General features: G+C 39.1%; 9 protein-coding genes and 1 pseudogene. 4 read left to right on the top strand and 6 right to left on the bottom strand.

The window, feature by feature from the left end; translation table 11 throughout:
- Positions 1-87: 87 nt before the first annotated feature.
- The 4 genes from rimJ to ACFIJL_RS03435 all read right to left on the bottom strand — a co-directional run bounded on the left by rimJ (position 88) and on the right by ACFIJL_RS03435 (position 4,208).
- The gene (gene rimJ, locus ACFIJL_RS03450) at positions 88-651 is read right to left on the bottom strand and encodes a ribosomal protein S5-alanine N-acetyltransferase (protein WP_375613266.1); all 564 of its coding nucleotides are present in this window, start codon (positions 649-651) and stop codon (positions 88-90) included.
- Positions 652-1,223: 572 nt separating this feature from the next.
- Positions 1,224-3,086: an ABC-F family ATP-binding cassette domain-containing protein gene (locus tag ACFIJL_RS03445; protein WP_375613265.1), complete on the bottom strand. Its 1,863-nt coding sequence runs from the start codon at positions 3,084-3,086 to the stop codon at positions 1,224-1,226.
- On the bottom strand, positions 3,086-3,472 hold the full coding sequence (locus ACFIJL_RS03440; RefSeq protein ID WP_375613186.1) for a hypothetical protein: 387 nt from the start codon (positions 3,470-3,472) through the stop codon (positions 3,086-3,088). Before ACFIJL_RS03440 ends, ACFIJL_RS03445 begins: the two co-directional genes overlap by 1 nt.
- Before the next feature lie 100 nt (positions 3,473-3,572).
- Positions 3,573-4,208 carry a thiamine diphosphokinase gene (locus ACFIJL_RS03435; protein WP_375613185.1) on the bottom strand — a complete coding sequence of 212 codons (636 nt, stop codon included), beginning with the start codon at positions 4,206-4,208 and terminating at the stop codon, positions 3,573-3,575.
- 147 nt (positions 4,209-4,355) lie between these two features.
- Between ACFIJL_RS03435 and ACFIJL_RS03430 the strand changes: the two genes are divergently transcribed.
- Complete coding sequence (locus ACFIJL_RS03430) at positions 4,356-5,933, top strand: M48 family metalloprotease (protein ID WP_375613184.1); 1,578 nt, start codon at positions 4,356-4,358, stop codon at positions 5,931-5,933.
- Positions 5,934-6,238: 305 nt separating this feature from the next.
- Here ACFIJL_RS03430 and ACFIJL_RS03425 read toward each other — a convergent pair whose 3' ends face one another.
- Entirely contained in the window at positions 6,239-7,150 is a 912-nt protein-coding gene (locus tag ACFIJL_RS03425) for an RNA polymerase factor sigma-32 (RefSeq protein WP_375622560.1), read from the bottom strand.
- Positions 7,151-7,727: 577 nt separating this feature from the next.
- Between ACFIJL_RS03425 and ACFIJL_RS03420 the strand changes: the two genes are divergently transcribed.
- The 3 genes from ACFIJL_RS03420 to ACFIJL_RS03410 all read left to right on the top strand — a co-directional run bounded on the left by ACFIJL_RS03420 (position 7,728) and on the right by ACFIJL_RS03410 (position 10,560).
- On the top strand, positions 7,728-9,308 hold the full coding sequence (locus ACFIJL_RS03420; RefSeq protein WP_375622558.1) for a hypothetical protein: 1,581 nt from the start codon (positions 7,728-7,730) through the stop codon (positions 9,306-9,308).
- 21 nt (positions 9,309-9,329) lie between these two features.
- Positions 9,330-9,671 carry a ferredoxin FdxA gene (gene fdxA / locus ACFIJL_RS03415; RefSeq protein WP_375622556.1) on the top strand — a complete coding sequence of 114 codons (342 nt, stop codon included), beginning with the start codon at positions 9,330-9,332 and terminating at the stop codon, positions 9,669-9,671.
- Positions 9,672-9,975: 304 nt separating this feature from the next.
- Entirely contained in the window at positions 9,976-10,560 is a 585-nt protein-coding gene (locus ACFIJL_RS03410; RefSeq protein WP_273790499.1) for a CarD family transcriptional regulator, read from the top strand.
- Between the two features lie 908 nt (positions 10,561-11,468).
- Here ACFIJL_RS03410 and ACFIJL_RS03405 read toward each other — a convergent pair.
- Positions 11,469-12,259, bottom strand: a pseudogene (locus tag ACFIJL_RS03405) (tyrosine-type recombinase/integrase); the annotation flags it as partial.
- Positions 12,260-13,530: the final 1,271 nt, after the last annotated feature.

Genomic DNA, 13,530 nt, shown 5'->3' with positions numbered 1-13,530 from the left:
GAAGAGGTGGTTAAGGATCTTCGTCTTTTAGGATAGGGAAAAGTGCAGCATATTTACACATTTGATAAAAAGACCCTTAACAAAACTTTATTCGAATCTATTAACGGACTCATAAAGATCATTGATTCGAGAGGTTAGAATGTGATCTCTCCATTTTCCAGAAATCATCAAATAGTCTTTGGCATAGCCTTCTTTTTCAAAATGAAGGCGTTTTAATAAACGTTCGCTTTTTATGTTCTCAGGTCTATAATTTGCCATCACTCTATGCAGATGATAAACATGAAAGATATGGCGTATTAGAGCCGATAAACTCTCAAACATGAGACCTTTGCCTTGTTGTTTTTCATCAAGAGAAAAACCAAGATGACAGGCTTGAAAAACACCCCGAACCACATTTGTAAAATTCACAACACCGATGACTGTGTTTTCATTTTTTAATCGTACAGCATATCGGTATGCTTGTCCCTGTGCGCTTTCATAAGCAAATGCATTGGCTCGTGTTTCCCAAGCTGTTAGGCTGTGGTAACCATCAGATCTAACAGGTTCAAAAGGACGCAGATGATTCGCATTACGGAGGAAATAAGAAGACAGTTCAGCTACATCTTCTAAACTGATCAATGTGGAAATTGTTCGCTTTGTTTTAATTGCCATCATTTCCTCCTCCTAGACAATGTTACAATAACACGTTGATTTATCCTATAAAATCATCATTTTTAAACTTAAATTATAACATCAAATACAGTAAGCTTTCCTCATCACAACACTTCTTACGTTAGAATTAATGAGGATCATTTGCTTTTCCATCATAAGCGGGGGTGGTATGTTTAAAGCATAAGGTAAAGACAAGGGCATGTTTCTTATGAATGCTCTCAAATTCCAAGGGGCGCTATAGCAACACTAAGAGCGAGCAAAATATGCAATGGAACTGGCATATTTCCATATACGAAATTTTGAAAAAACTCACGGCAAAGGTAGTTTTGTTTCTTTGCCTTGTAAGCTCAGAGCATGTTTGTTTTGCGCTATCATATCACTGTCCCCCCATATACAAATCCCAATGACCATCGCCTTGAGATGCTATATGTTACAGTGCAATCTAAAAAGTCTCTGCCATAACTCGTCAACAACACTGTTCCCGCTAAATCAGCCACAAACTCTTGTAACAAATTAAAGAAAAGCGATGATGCAATACGAATTAAAATGTTTAGATATTAATATCTGAAACATTACCGTGAACACGCTTCCATTTCTTCGCGTAAAATTTCAAGTTCTAACCATTCTTCTTCTTTTTGTGTGCAAGTATTTTTCTTTTTTTCCAACGTTGTTGATAAACGCTCAAAACGCTCTTTATCACTGCGATAAAGGGCTGGATCAGAGAGTTCTTGCTCAATTTTTTTGATTTCGTCCTGTAAAACAGCAATTTCTTCAGGCAATTTTTCCAATGCATAAACCTGCTTATAAGACAATTTACTTCGTGTTTTTTTCTCCCGCCCTATCAAGCGATCATCTGTTGATGTGTCCTGCTTTGAAAGCTCTCCCGCATGAGATTTTGAAGGTGCTTTACGTTGCGATAATTCTGTTCTTTTGCGTTGTAAGCGAAGAGCATGCTGGTTTTGCGCCATCATATCACTATAGCCGCCCGCATACAAAACCCAATGACCATCACCTTGAGGTGCCAACATATGCGTTACAGTACGATCTAAAAAGTCTCTGTCATGGCTGACCAACAATACTGTCCCCGCAAAATCAGCAATAAATTCTTGCAACAAATCCAAAGTTTCCATATCCAAATCATTGGTCGGTTCATCAAGAATCAAAAAGTTTGCAGGACGAGAAAGAAGTCGTGCAAGCATGAGGCGTGCTCTTTCTCCCCCAGAAAATTCTTTAAGGGGAGTGCGTGCTTGTTCCGGTGAAAATAAAAAGTCTTTCATATAAGAAACGACATGCCGCTCCAGCCCATTGATCACAAGAGTATCACCTCTTCCCCCCGTTAAATAATGCGCTAAAGTTTCTTCTTCATTTAAAATACGTTGCTGATCAAGCAATGCCATAGAGAGGTTATAGCCATGCCTCACCGTTCCACTATCCACGGCTTCTTGCCCAATTAATGCAGAAAGGAGCGTTGTCTTTCCGATTCCATTGGGTCCTACCAAACCGATTCGATCACCCCGCTGAATGCGCAAAGAGAAATCTTTCACGATAATGCGATCACCATAGGATTTTGAAATTTTCTTTGCTTCAAGCACCAATTGCCCAGAATCATGACTTTTTGCTGCTGTCAAAAGTGCATTTCCTGGCTGCCCTTTATAGGTTTGATGACGCTGTCTTAAGTCTTTTAATTCGCCTAAGCGCCGTACATTACGCTTACGCCGTGCGCTCACGCCATAACGCAACCATTGCTCTTCACGAGCAATTTGGCGCCCCAATTTATGCTGTTCGATGGCTTCTTCTTCCAGTGCTTTATCACGCCAATTTTCAAACTCAGAAAAACGCTTTTCCAGTCTTTTGGTTGTGCCACGATCAAGCCATACCGTTGACCGTGTAACATTTTCTAAAAATCGTCGATCATGGGAAATCACCACAATCGCTGAACGCAAAGAAGCCAAAACAGCTTCCAGCCATTCAATAGTTGGTAAATCAAGATGATTGGTTGGTTCATCTAAGAACAAAATATCGGGTTTTGCAGCAATGGCCCGTAACAATGAAACACGCCGCTTTTCGCCTCCCGAAAGCGTTTCCAATTTTTCCGTCCCAGAAAACCCTAAATTTGTGCGAAGCGTATTAATCCACTGAACATCAGATATATCATCCAGCCCCGCTTCCATATAAGCATTAATATCTTCAAATCCTGAACAATCCGGATTTTGTGAGACATAACGGAGCGTTACTCGCGGGTGGCGAAAAATTTCGCCACCATGAGGTTCTAATATTCCTGCGGCAATTTTTAATAAGGTCGACTTTCCACAACCATTACGGCCAACCAACGCAATACGCGCCCCCTGCTCAACCGATAAAGAAGCTTGATTGAGCAAAGGCGTTTTTCCAAAATTTAAGAAAATGCGGTCAAGCCGCAAAAGCGGCACCGCCATTAACGAACGCGGCGCGGACAAGGTGCTTTATACATCACCCCTCTTGCATCACGGTAAGCACACAATTGCCGTACAGGGACTCTCTGTCCACAAGGTGCTTGGTAAACATGCCCTCTACGACCACGATACGTGCACAATTGTGATGCCTGTCTTTGTTGTTTTCTTTGATTTGCAGCTGCACCTGTTACTGTTCCAGCCAAAGCACCAAATGCTGCACCGGTAAGTGCTGCTCCAGGCGTACTTCCAGCAATAGCAGTTCCAGCCAAAGCACCGATTGCTGCTCCTCCTACGCCGTAACGTGCAACGCGTTCATCGTTTGTAGTACAAGCGACTGAACTGAAACCAATGGCTGAAACAACGGCCACTTTAAAAATTGATTTTAACATATCAAAACCTTTCCTTCTCAAGATCAATACATATATCGTTTATGTCGGCACTTCATCACTAGGCCCCCCCCTGCCTTATTCAAAATATATTGGAAGAGCTTTATGGAATAGGTACAGACACTAGCAATATAGCTTTTCCAGAACCTAAATGGCAAGAAAAGGTTCCACAAATACGGTTAGAAAGTGTTAAAGAAGAGCCAAATGACACATTTTTGTCACAAATTGGCCATTTTACTCCCTTAAGCGTTAAACCTTTTAAATCAGAAAAACCGATAAGACTAAACAAACACCCTTTAGGCAAATCATATGAACAAGGCTTTGGCAAAACCGGCCAACCTTCTTCCAAACCGCTTGTCAACAACACTGAAATACCCCTTTCAGCCATCATCAACGCTTGCGTCATATGAGAAAGGCTATGATCACTTCGCTCCCCTCCCAAAGCACCGCATAAAATAAGCTTTTTAGCACCCTTTTGCAGCGCTCTTTCACATGCCAGAGCACTATCTGTCATATCTTTATCAGAGGGAAAAACTTCACGCGGAACATGATTATATTGGCGGATTAAATTCTCATCTGATGAATCAAAATCTCCTAACCACAACTCAGGCGTTACATTAAGCGTTGCCGCATGACGCATACCACCATCCGCAGCAATCACCCGACTGTTTTGAATTTGATTAAGCAAACGATCAGTGATATGAACATCCCCATTTAATAATATCGTAAATGTTGTCATGCCATACTTTGCCTTTCACAAAATTTTCTTTACAGTGCATCTTTTTATAAGTGAGAGTCATTTTTTATAAACAAAAAGCATGATATAGCCAAACGAATCCTTATCCCTAATGCCTTTCTTAAAGAAACATACGATACAAAGATACAAATGCAATTTGCCAAATTACTCCGCAGAAATAATGTGCACCATGGTCCAACGCACCCCATTTTTCACCGCAATTTTCTTTTTCGCTCTTGCCTGTATAAAGCAACTTTCATAAGTCTAACGTTTCTCCTTTCGGCTTGTCATACACCACTTTCTCAAAATGATAGGCTTTCTTCCACTTCTTCTAAAACGATCAAACGTACCAACAACCACAATATCTATGTCACATTAAGCGCTCTGCAACACCCACGTATTTTGCAAATGTATGGTGGCGCTTATCATGATGCAAAACTTGAACACCTTTTAGCAAAGATTGTCCGTAAACTAGCAGTTGCATCCCATAGTTCTCATCAAAGCTATTCTGTAACAATTTTAAACTCAGAAACTATCAATGCTTTTGCGCTCCCCAACGGCTCGATCTACATCACTCGTGGTATGCTGGCATTAGCCAATGATTCTTCAGAAGTTGCAGCCATTTTAGCCCATGAGATAGCACATATCAGAGCCAATCATGGCATTTTACGCCTGCAAAAAGAAGCCCAATTAAAGATGACCAATCACATGTCTTCACGTCTTCTTTCTTCTATTGGCAAAAAACTTCATAACCCTATGCAAAACAAGCAACAACTCGCGCAATTTTCCCGCAATCAAGAGCTGGAAGCTGACTCCCTTGCGCTCGAAATGCTCCAACAATCAGGATATGATCCTTTTGCTTCACCACGCTTTCTTCAAACAATGGAAGCCTATAGTGCTTTTCGTAATATCTCTGGCACCCAAAATGCCTCTCTAGATTTTTTAGCCTCCCACCCAACTACCCCTCAACGCATTCGGCTTGCGATAGAAAAAGCGCGTAAAATCAGTAAAGGGAATAGTAAAATATCCGATCATGATTCTTTTCTCAAAAGCATTGATGGCATAATTTTTGGAGGAGGCTTTTATACAGGTTTTGTACGAGGCAACCAATTTATTCACCCACAATTGCGCATAGCTTTTTCTGTTCCAAACAATTTTACAATAGAACATTCAGCACACACTGTTTGGGCCAGTGGACCAGATAAAATTGCGATTCGTTTTGATGCTATTCCACATCCTGCTGAAATATCTGCGAGTGATTATTTGAAAAGCGGCTGGATTATCGGTCTAGATCAATCATCTATCCGCCCCATCACAATTCAAGGGCTCCCCAATCAAGAATTTATGCGCCAAGAATCCCAAAGCCAAAGTTTACTTGGAGCGCGGGCCTATGCTACCAATGATCAATGGCAATTTGATGTGGTTGTCATTCCATTCAACAACCACATCTTTCGTTTTTTGACGGCCGCTCCATATAATTCTCGAAATTTTGCAGAGGTTGCCCAAAAAACGCTACAAAGCTTTCATTCTCTTTCATCTTCACAGTTAAAAAAATTGCAGCCCTTAAAAATCCGTGTTGTCCGTGTTAAACAAGGAGAAACCGTTGCCAATCTTGCAGATAAAATGCAATACACACCATATAAAGAAAAACTCTTTCGCATCCTCAACGCCCTCTCACCAACGCAAACTTTACCCGCAGGTACAAAAGTGAAAATTATTACAGAATAAGCCTTTCTTCTCATCCGTTACAGTTTTGATTCTTTTCTGCCTGTATCACGCCCTCCCCCTTAAAGCATATTCGAAAATAAAGAGGAACACTTTAAAATCCAACTTCATCATGCCTTTATAGTCCTCCGTTTGATATATATATATTTCCTCCAACTAACAGCCCCCTATCTTCCTCTGTTTATCAGTAGCGCTCCCAAGGAGGCATATTCCTAAACAAATATGAACATCCCCTAAAACTGACTTTATCATATTCTCATATGCCCCCACTTAATATATTCTCTTCCCCCAAAAAAGCCTTTCACTGCTTATATATCGTAAGCATCTTCTGAATGAATCGTAAGGAGAGCAGAACGCAATTTTTGCAAAGCCCTAGCTTCAATTTGACGCACGCGCTCTTTCGAGATTCCTAACTTTTCACCTAAAACTTCGAGAGTCGCCCCCTCTTCATTTAAGCGACGAAAGCGAATAATTTCCAATTCCCGTTCGTTGAGAATTTGCAACGCATCGTAAAGCCATTGTGTACGCCGTTGACCATCAATCACTTGCTCAATTAAAGCATCAGGAAGAGGACTATCATCCACCAACACATCCATTTTAGCAATGGGATTATCGCTGTTTTCAGAAACAGAAACGCTCAAGGAATTATCAGAACTGGAAAAACGAAAATCCATTGTTTCAACATCACGCACAGAAACACCGAGTTTTTCAGCAATTGTGCGAAAAATATCCTGTTTTGACAAAGCACTATCATCTTGCACTAGTTTTGCTCGCAAACGCCGCAGATTAAAGAAAAGTGCTTTTTGCGAAGAACTGGTTCCCCCTCGAACAATTGACCAATTTCGCAAAATATAATCTTGAATAGAAGCGCGTATCCACCACGTTGCATACGTTGAGAAACGCACTTCCCGATCAGGTTCAAAACGTGCAGCAGCTTCCAATAGTCCCACATACCCTTCTTGTACCAAATCCCCCAATGGCATTTTGAAACGTTTAAAGCGATTAGCAATAGCAATCACTAAACGCATATGAGCCGCTGCAATTTGATGCATGGCATCATCATCACGTTTGTCTTTCCACCGCAGAGCCAAATCATGCTCTTTTTGTCGTTCAAGATAAGGTGCTTGCATAGCAGAACGCATCATATTACGTCCTAAGCTTTTGTCTGCATCGCTATAATTTTTGCTGCTTTTATAAACAGCATTTGAAAGATTACCCATAATAACCCCTTGCGATTAAAATTATCAAAATTGATTTGGCAACGACATCATTGTTCTTTGCTTAAAAAGAACGCAAAAGTTGTTAACTTCTGTACCCACTACTTTAACGTGTAATTTTATAATCGCAATTGTTTTTTTTACTGTCATGGTAAAACTTCTTGTCATAAGACACAATTTCACCTGCAAAATGCCTTTACAATATGCCTTTTAGCCTATGAAATATTTGAAAAAACTTTCTCTCCACTTTTCATGACAAAACAGCAAAAAAAATAAAGTGATCACGCAAAACAAATGCTGTTTTTTGATAACCAATTCCGTTTCCTTTTAAATTGAAGAATTTATTTATGCTTTCAGCTTTACAATACAACTAATAAGTGTAACTTGCAAATATAAAGCATCCAAACTGAATGAAAACTGAATAAAAAAAGAAGCATTCAAGTTTTTAAGGCGCAAAGAAACAGCAAAAAATGACAAGAGTGATTGAAGCAAATGTAACAAACGTGTTAAAGAAAGAGCACCATTATGAAATTGTCGCAAAAAGCTTTTGACCAGTGTCACACTGAGAAAGAAAATGATCATGGATAGCAAGATTGTTCAACAGAATGAGATTCTTCAAGATGATATTCTCATTGAAAAACACGGAAGGGGTAAATTTGAAGGTTTTCGTTTTTATGCCAACAAAAACAGTACCGATCAAATAGCTGAGAAGCAAATTTCAACAGATAATGAGAATTTGATTCTTGCTTTTTCCAAACGCGCGACCCGTTTTTGTTCTTGTGCAAATGGAGATTTTACCCTCAGTTCTGATGGACTTGTGCGCTGGATTGGTCAACCTGTAGGACAACTTGTAGCAACAGAAGATTTTTTCAAACCCAAACTGATTGTTTTAGCAGATGAACAACTCACGGGAGAATCCCGCAATAACGTTGTGAAGCGATTAGAACGCTTTGTCACCTTTCATTTTGAAACGACTTTAAAACCCCTGTTTGATTTGCGCAATGCTGATAATTTAACGGATTCAACAAACAGTCTTGCTTTACAACTTTTTAACTCTTTAGGGATTTTACCCCGCCGCGAAGTCTTAGACATTGTCAAAGGTCTTGCGCAAGAATCGCGTGCCGTGCTTCGGCGTCTAGGTGTGCGTTTTGGCGCTTTTCACATCTATGTTGCCGGAATGCTTAAACCAGCTCCAGTTCAAGCCATTACTCTCCTGTGGACTCTTCAAAATGCGGGACAAGATCAAACTGGTTTTGGTGAAATTTTTTCAGCATTATCTGCTGGTCGAACCTCTTTGATTGTTGACCCTACCTATAACCGCCAATTTTATCAATTAGCCGGCTACCGAATCTTAGGACAACGTGCTGTACGGATTGATATTTTAGAACGTCTTGCCAATCTCATCCGCCCCGCACTTCATTGGAAACAAGGAAGTGATCCTAAGCCCGATGGAGCCTATGATGGCAAAAGTTTTTTTGTTACACCAGCCATGATGTCCATTCTTGGGGCCAATGGAAACGATATGGAAGAAATCCTCAAAGGACTTGGTTATCAATCGTACAGCATAAGCAATAGTGTTTTTGAACAAAATCTCTTTGCACACCAAGCCTCTTCCCCTGTCAATGGGGCAATGCAAGATGTTCCTGCAGCAGAATGCGTTGGAAGTCAATGGCAAACAATAAGCGATTTAGAAACAACACGAGAAGAAAAAACTACCTCATACCCAAACACTTTATCCTCTGGTATTGAAAAACATCTCCATAAAACCAATCGTTTACCAGCAGCTGAACCTGTTGGGAATTTTGCCAAATCCCCTCGCTCTACAGAAGAAGATAAAGTTATTTTATTATGGCATTATAGGCACCAATTTCACCACCAAGCACAAAAAAAACGTGATAAATTAGGAAATAAGTGGCAAAATAAATCGAAGAACGCTGTAAAAAAAGCGGAACACACAAATGAAAATTCCCCTCAAGAAGCACTATCACAAGCAAAACGCTCTCATAAGTTCCACAAATCCCAAGGAAAACATGCAAATCATAAGCCTTTTCAAAAAGAAAAGCGCCTTAATCCTGATTCACCTTTTGCGAAACTAGCTGTACTACGCGATCAACTCACCAATCATAAAAACACGCACCCACTTTCCTCTAAAGAGAATTAAAGTAACAAATGGAGTTTGATCTTGACCCACGTAGTAACCGACAACTGCATTCACTGCAAATATACGGATTGCGTTGAAGTCTGCCCAGTTGATTGTTTTTATGAAGGGGAAAATATGCTTGTTATTCACCCCGATGAATGCATCGATTGTGGTGTTTGTGTGCCAGAATGCCCAGCAGAAGCGATTTTACCTGATACAGAACCAGGATTAGAAAAGTGGTTAGAACTTAATCTTCATTATGCAAACAAATGGCCTAATCTAACCACTCGAAAAGATCCTCTTCCTCAAGCAGAAGAAATGGATGGCATTCCAAATAAATTAGAAAAGTATTTTTCAGAAAATCCAGGAAGTGGCGAAGAGTAATGATACAGTGCCCACCCTCCTCCTTCAACGATTGAAAGACTTCTCTTGTAAAAATAAAAAATCCTTAAGCGAAATGATTGATTCTTTGGAAGTTTGATGTTAGTGTTATTTTAACATGATCATCTTTCTAAGTATTTTTCTTTGCTTGTTATAGTAAAGCGATGTATTTTTTTTTGGATTTAAAAGTACTCGACTTTTATGCTCACTTAATTGGTACAATATACTTGGTTAAAGAAAACTCAACCCTCAGGTTTATAACCTGTTTTCCGATACATTTGTTGATCATAAGGGAGTAAACTAAAATATGGCATCCCAACATGGAACGTCTTCCAAGACCAAAGAATTCGCAACCTCTGAATATATCGTCTACCCTACGCATGGAGTAGGACAAATTATAGCGATTGAAGATCAAGAGGTTGCAGGACATAAATTAAAACTTTTTGTCATTCATTTCGCAAAAGATAAGATGGATGTCAAAGTCCCCATTGCAAAAGCCCTTTCCGTTGGAATGCGTAAATTATCTGCTAGTGACTCTGTCGAACGTGCCTTAAAAGTTTTACGCGGAAAAGCACGCGTTAAACGGACCATGTGGTCACGTCGTGCACAAGAATATGATGCTAAAATCAACTCAGGAGATCTTATTTGTATCGCCGAAGTGGTCCGTGATCTTTTCCGCTCTAATCTACAACCTGAACAATCTTACTCTGAGCGCCAACTTTATACAGCTGCTCTTGAAAGAATGGCCCGCGAAATTGCAGTTATTAATAGTCTTTCTGAAACAGAAGCTATCAATCTCATAGAGATGCATCTCTCCAACAAGCCGGAACGCGAGTTTAAAACTGAGAGAGAAGAAACAGATGAAAACAGCAAAGCTGTCTACGCTGCATAATACACTCTTTCATCATCATAATAATATTTCGGTAAAACCAGCTTTTTGCTGGTTTTATTTTTTAACATCCTCTCTGCCCTTAAGGACAAAATTTCTTAACCAACGCCAATCTATAAACAATCTAACTTTTCGACAAATTCCTCCTCCTCATTTTCTTTCTTCATAAATAACAAACTGATTAATCATCATAATCTAGCATATTCATATTAAATTAGAATCTTGAATATGGTAAGATTTCTCATTTCAAATTGCTCTCATGTTGAAATTAATCAAATTACTTGTTTGTTAATCACAAGCGGAGCTGATCTGTGGGTAAAAACTGTACAAAAAGAGCTAGTAGAACCATCTCAAGCACCAAAGGATATACCAACATTGGAATCTGGCAAAATGTGTAAGGCTGCTGGCTTGCTTTTTCATTAAGCGTAAAGATCATAGTGCCGTTTATACACTACACCCGAGACTTTACCATTTACCCTTCTACAAAACCATCGTAACATTCAAAAATACCGTCATAAAATGGATGCCACAAATATTGAAAAATATTCCTTTTAAAAAAACGCGTGACGGTACAACATAAGCATATTTTGTCGTGGGCGCTCTATTTTGCATGAGAAGCATTCCCCCATTAAAGAACGCGATAAAAAAAGCATGAACTAAAACCATCATCTCCATTCTGTAAAAGGCATGCCAAATACTTTTGAAAGCAGTAAAGCTAACTTAAAAAATAACAATAAAAATGAACGTTAGCATTGCCCCTTTCAATTTCATATTTTTCCCAAATGAGGTTTCTCATTTCAGAGATTACGAGATATACGCAATATTCTTACTCTAATCGGACACAAAAAATCTAGAATGATTCATAGAACTCTTAAAAGTCTCAATCTCTGTTTCAAACAAACCGCTAAAGATTGGATATTCTCAGCAGGAATTGTCCATATATCATCTTCAATCTGATCTTCACGAATATGACGCAAAGGATTAGTACGAACGCCTGTCAGGATAAGCAAACGCAAAGCCAGTTGTGTTATGTTTTGTATTTTACAGAGTAACTGATAAAAAGCAGGAACATCTTTCCAATCCATGGCTGGTCTATGAGTGGTTTTATGACGTTGTTTGCCTTAAGAGCGCGCATGCTTTTATCGTTGCTTGTAAATCAACATCCAAACCCAAAGCAACCGCATGTTTGAGACAAAGATTAAGACGCTTCAGTGCTTTATCTGCTGTTGCAGCTTTTGCATGCCAAATAGAGGCAAGGGTATTGCGTATCTCTGTTTGCGTAATCTCTGAAACGGGCAGACAACCTAATTTGGGGAGAATATAAAGGCGTAAGGGTGAAAACCAATCACAAGTTTTACCATCTCTTTTTAATTCAGTTTTACGCTATCTAAAGCAATATCTTTTAAATAATGGAGATTGCGCATTGCCTCACGCTTTTGTTTCTCACGTTCTTTAATGGGATCACGCCCCTCACGTAAAACAGCCCACCACCCAGTTGCCAATTCACGGAGTTTGTTTTAAAGAAACATCTCTCAAGGCACCCAAGCCCATTTCGCAGCCCCCGGAATGGTATAACGTTAAGTCCATTAAGCACCCCCATTTTTACGCTGATGAAGAAGCAAGCCGGCACCATCGTTATATTTGTCAGCTCGTGGGTGTTGTGCGACAGCCCTTGGCTCTTGAGACAATTCATAAGAGCCATTTCTAGTCCTTTCTTATACAAACTTTATCCACACACTCATCCCGCTTGTGACGTGCAAACGAGTGGTGTTGATTAATTTTAGATAGAGAGATTTGAAATGAGTGAATCTTACGTTATTCGGGGTTCTAATTCAATATGAAAAAAGTAAATTATATGTATAAATCAATATGTTATCTAGTGATGAGCAGATAACAAAAAAAATCATAAACTTAGATAAGCACCACCATAAAATCATTCATAAACCAGCTATGAACTGGAAAGTCATACCGACTTTGATAAAATACTTTGCTCATCCCCATACACAACACATTTGGTTTTAAGTTTACTTATTTTTACAAGCTGTTCGCAACAAATCCCTTATATTCACAAAAATAAGAAAAATATATGGACAATTCTTAGTTCAAAAATATGAAAAGACAGCGTGATATTCATAGAAAAGTCTCATGCACCTTTATCATAAAAAGCACTAAAGATCATTGAATGTGTACACCTTCTGTCTTGTAACGGTTTTCTCTTTTCTGCTCATAAGAAAGCGCGCTGGCATCAGCATACATTTAACCCCAATGTTACAACAATTCTTACATTTGAAAATATTCATTATAAACATTTTTCCTTTTTTATAGAGTTTTCACCCACATGCCAGCCCCACGTGTGACCGAAAAGCAAGTGATTGTCATTGATTCAACATGAGAGAAATTTGAAATGAGAAAATCCTACGATAGACCTTCCATTCAAGGCGCAAAACAACAAATGATCTTTATAAATCAATGTGATGTCGATCTCTATTTTTTTAAGGAGAATCACATGTCACAATATAAGCCTATAGACAAACCATTGCCTTAAATATTCTCATAAAAAACACCGGTATGCTTAAAGCCTTACATGGATCAACCACCTTAAACGACGATATTTTACGGTCTAATAGGATTCTCTCTATAATCAATAAAGATTAAGTGCGATACAAAATGATTCTATTACTGAGCTAACTTATATCAATACCCAAGCTCTTAACGAAGTCATCATAAAAGACACTGATACAAGTAGCCCTTTATAGCCTCTCAAGAAAACAAGAAAATCATCTCCCACAATAGAATCATTTCTTTACAGCAAAACTTTATCCCACACATGTTCTCAAGAAAAAGTGAAAAACGCATCTTACCCAATGCATTCACTAATGAAATAAAAGAAGTTGATCTCTGGAAAAGAAAGAAAACGCTAAAGTTTTAACCACTAAAACAGAACGTCCACGATACATTCCCTGTTCCACATCG

Source organism: Bartonella sp. TT119HLJHH (assembly GCF_042193385.1).
In the GTDB taxonomy this organism is placed as follows: Bacteria; Pseudomonadota; Alphaproteobacteria; order Rhizobiales; family Rhizobiaceae; genus Bartonella.
The sequence above is the reverse complement of the archived record's forward strand: the minus strand, read 5'-3'. Positions and strand labels throughout refer to the sequence as shown.

Bases quoted from the DNA above. Each gene is read 5' to 3' on its own strand.
- ACFIJL_RS03435 (WP_375613185.1), bottom strand. From the start codon at position 4,208: ATGACAACATTTACGATATTATTAAATGGGGATGTTCATATCACTGAT.
- ACFIJL_RS03410 (WP_273790499.1), top strand. From the start codon at position 9,976: ATGGCATCCCAACATGGAACGTCTTCCAAGACCAAAGAATTCGCAACC.
- ACFIJL_RS03440 (WP_375613186.1), bottom strand. From the start codon at position 3,472: ATGTTAAAATCAATTTTTAAAGTGGCCGTTGTTTCAGCCATTGGTTTC.
- ACFIJL_RS03420 (WP_375622558.1), top strand. From the start codon at position 7,728: ATGGATAGCAAGATTGTTCAACAGAATGAGATTCTTCAAGATGATATT.
- ACFIJL_RS03445 (WP_375613265.1), bottom strand. From the start codon at position 3,086: ATGGCGGTGCCGCTTTTGCGGCTTGACCGCATTTTCTTAAATTTTGGA.
- ACFIJL_RS03425 (WP_375622560.1), bottom strand. From the start codon at position 7,150: ATGGGTAATCTTTCAAATGCTGTTTATAAAAGCAGCAAAAATTATAGC.
- ACFIJL_RS03430 (WP_375613184.1), top strand. From the start codon at position 4,356: ATGCAATTTGCCAAATTACTCCGCAGAAATAATGTGCACCATGGTCCA.
- rimJ (WP_375613266.1), bottom strand. From the start codon at position 651: ATGGCAATTAAAACAAAGCGAACAATTTCCACATTGATCAGTTTAGAA.